This window comes from Pseudoalteromonas sp. RB2-MNA-CIBAN-0110 (assembly GCF_040309305.1).
Classification (GTDB): domain Bacteria; phylum Pseudomonadota; class Gammaproteobacteria; order Enterobacterales; family Alteromonadaceae; genus Pseudoalteromonas; species Pseudoalteromonas arctica.
Genome location: NZ_JBEOOQ010000096.1, coordinates 1 through 714, shown reverse-complemented (window position 1 = coordinate 714; position 714 = coordinate 1). Strand labels below are relative to the sequence as shown.

Annotated in this window: 1 protein-coding gene and 1 pseudogene; both read left to right on the top strand. The window is 34.3% G+C overall.

Features of this window, described 5'->3' with window-relative positions:
• Window positions 1-97: 97 nt before the first annotated feature.
• Window positions 98-394, top strand: coding sequence for a hypothetical protein (locus AAEY68_RS20685; protein ID WP_029751263.1), 297 nt, complete (start codon window positions 98-100; stop codon window positions 392-394).
• A gap of 77 nt (window positions 395-471) precedes the next feature.
• Window positions 472-714 (top strand): annotated as a pseudogene (locus tag AAEY68_RS21940) (hypothetical protein); the annotation flags it as partial.

The window sequence follows — 714 nt, the reverse complement described above, 5'->3', positions numbered from 1 at the left end:
AACCAAAATAGGAACTCAGCTATGGTTTGTTTATCAATAAAAATAAATAAAAAACGAGTTAATCTACAGGCTCGTTATGTTAAAAGACGAGCACCATATGAAATTTGAAGATTTACCGCTACATGATGCAACAATAACGTCCATATCGTATCTATGGGAAGTAAAGGCTTTGAGTGTGAATGGTAATTTTTTCAGTAAAGAACAAAGTAAGATTATCGAATTTACCTTAAGCTTTAATTTGGTAACTGGACTATCTATTCCACACAATGAAGAGTGGGGGCCGTCATCTAGCATTAACGGCACTGGTTTTAAGGCACCATTAGAATACTATATTGAAATGCAATCTGGTGATGTAGTTACCGTTGAAGCTGTAGATTTTAATTTCAATTTATAAATCACATTAATTAGGATGACACCCATCCTAATTAATGTGAAAAATGTCAACAAAAACAGTATGAAGAGTGCATTATTATAAATAATGAATCACGCAAAAAGCTGAGCTATGTAGACAAAATGAAAGTAAAAATAGACAGCCCAATCGGGCTACGATAGCTGTTTATTAAAGAATGGAAAACGACTCGGCTGTATTAAACCGGCTTTCCTTTAAATAAAAAGCGGAATATTACAGTGAATAAAGGCATGAATAAACTGACCTTACGGGGTCAAGCGAAAGTGAATGCCTTTACTTTATTGTGTGGCAACTGTATTGCCTTG